The 2,558-nt window shown below is 62.7% G+C and carries 2 protein-coding genes; both read right to left on the reverse strand.

Translation table 11 applies throughout. The features are described 5' to 3' along the window. The coding region (gene serA / locus ACOZKU_RS13710) for a phosphoglycerate dehydrogenase (protein WP_421579357.1) at positions 1–1,244 on the reverse strand (1,244 nt) is incomplete at its 3' end. Positions 1,245–1,321: 77 nt separating this feature from the next. Next, positions 1,322–2,503, reverse strand: coding sequence for a phosphoserine transaminase (locus ACOZKU_RS13715; RefSeq protein WP_421579358.1), 1,182 nt, complete (start codon positions 2,501–2,503; stop codon positions 1,322–1,324). Positions 2,504–2,558: the final 55 nt, after the last annotated feature.

Genomic DNA, 2,558 nt, shown 5'->3' on the forward strand with positions numbered 1-2,558 from the left:
ATATAGCCGTCGAAGACGCCCGACTTGTCGCGCTTCACTTCCGAGAGGATGACGCCCTTTTCCTTGATCATGACCGGGGCCGAGACCATGTTGACGTCAGCAACCTGCGGGCGGATGAGGCCGGCAAGCACGGCGCTCGTCAGCGCCTTGGTGTTCATCGACGCGGTCGCGCCGTCATAGAGGATCTCGATTTCCTTGATCGCGCTTTCCGTAACCTGTCCGACGAAGGCGCCGAGCACATCCGCAAGGCGGATGAAGGGCTTCAGGATCGGCGCTTCCTCGGCGGTGATCGACGGCATGTTGATGGCGTTGGAGACGGCGCCCTTGACGAGGTAATCCGACATCTGCTCGGCGACCTGCAGGGCGACGTTCTCCTGTGCTTCCGTGGTGGAGGCGCCGAGATGCGGCGTGCAGACGACGTTTTCCAGGCCGAAAAGCGGGCTTTCCGTCGCGGGCTCAACTTCGAACACGTCGAAGCCGGCACCTGCGACATGGCCGGACTTGATGGCTTCGGCAAGGGCTGCCTCATCGACCAGACCGCCACGGGCGCAGTTGATGATGCGAACGCCCTTCTTGGTCTTGGCCAGCGCTTCCTTGTTCAGGATGCCGCGGGTCTTGTCGGTCATCGGCACGTGCAGCGTGATGATATCGGCGCGGGCGAGCAGGTCGTCCAGCTCCACCTTCTCGACGCCCATTTCCTGGGCGCGTTCGGCCGAAAGGAAAGGATCGTAGGCAATGACATGCATGCCAAGGCCGATGGCCTTCTTGCAGACGATGCCGCCGATATTGCCGGCGCCGATGACGCCGAGCAGCTTGCCGGTGATTTCGACACCCATGAACTTCGATTTTTCCCACTTGCCGGCCTGGGTCGACTGGTCGGCGGCCGGCAGCTGGCGGGCAACGGCGAACATCAGCGCGATGGCGTGTTCGGCGGTCGTGATCGAGTTGCCGAAGGGCGTGTTCATGACGATGATGCCGCGGCGCGATGCAGCCGGGATATCGACATTGTCGACGCCGATGCCGGCGCGGCCGATGACCTTGAGGTTGGTCGCGGCGGCGATCAGCTTCTCCGTCGCCTTGGTGGCCGAGCGGATGGCGAGGCCGTCATAGTTGCCGATGATCTCGGCGAGCTTTTCCTTGTCCTTGCCGAGCTTCGGCTGGAAATCGACTTCGACGCCGCGATCGCGGAAAATCTGGACGGCGGTTTCCGACAATTCGTCAGATACGAGTACGCGAGGTGCCATGGGAGGCCTCCTTAAATCGGTCTGGGGAGATGAGACAAAGGGTGGCTTCGCCCATGGGACGAAGCCGGTCGCGAAAATCAGGCCGCCGCCTTGGCAAGCGTCGCCTTCTGGGTCTCGAAGGCCCAGGTCAGCCAGGGCATCAATGCCTCGAGATCGGCGGTGTCGATGGTCGCACCGGCCCAGATGCGCAGGCCCGACGGGGCATCGCGGTAGGCGCCGATGTCAAAGGCGACACCCTGCTTGTCGAGAAGCGATACGAGGCCCTTGGCGAAAGCAGCCTGGGCGTCGGCGTCGAGCGCCAGCACATCCTTGTCGGCAATCGTCAGACACACCGAGGTGTTGGAACGCGTCGCCGGGTCCTTGGCGAGGTTCTCGATCCAGTCGTTCTGCTCAACGAAATCGAAGATGACCTTGGCATTGGCATCGGCGCGGGCCATCAGCCCCTTGAGACCGCCGACCTGCTTTGCCCAAAGCAGCGCATCGATGTAATCCTCGACGCAGAGCATGGAGGGTGTGTTGATCGTCTCGCCCTGAAAGATGCCCTCGATGATCTTGCCGCCCTTGGTCATGCGGAAGATCTTCGGCATCGGCCAGGAAGGCGTGTAGCTCTCGAGGCGTTCCACAGCGCGCGGTGACAGGATGATGACGCCATGTGCGCCCTCGCCGCCCAAAACCTTCTGCCAGGAGAAGGTGACGACATCGAGCTTGGCGAAATCGAGGTTCTGCGCGAAGGCGGCCGAGGTCGCGTCGCAGATCGTCAGGCCCTTGCGGTCAGCCGGGATGAAATCGGCGTTCGGCACGCGCACGCCCGAAGTCGTGCCGTTCCAGGTGAAGACCACGTCACGGTCGAAATCGATCGTGGAAAGGTCGGGGAGAAGGCCGTAGTCGGCCGTGATCTTGCGCGTGTCCGGGAGCTTCAGCTCCTTGACGACGTCCGACACCCAGCCCGAACCGAAGCTTTCCCAGGCGACCATGTCGACGCCACGCGGGCCGAGCAGCGACCACAGCGCCATTTCGACGGCACCGGTGTCCGAAGCGGGCACGATGCCGATGCGGTAATCCGCGGGAACTTCCAGGACGTCACGGGTGAGATCGATGGCCTGCTTGAGCTTGGTCTTGCCGATCTTGGCGCGGTGCGAACGACCGAGAGGTGCATCGGAAAGCGCATCGAGCGACCAGTTGGGGCGCTTCGAGCACGGGCCAGAAGAAAAATGGGTATTGTTCGGACGCACGTCCGGCGGTGTGACGGTCTTCGTCATGATCGCTATCCTTCCAGATAGATAGCTCCTCGTTGGGGAGGAGTGTCCCGCCGCC

It is taken from the genome of Shinella sp. M31 (assembly GCF_049199205.1).
Lineage (GTDB): Bacteria > Pseudomonadota > Alphaproteobacteria > Rhizobiales > Rhizobiaceae > Shinella.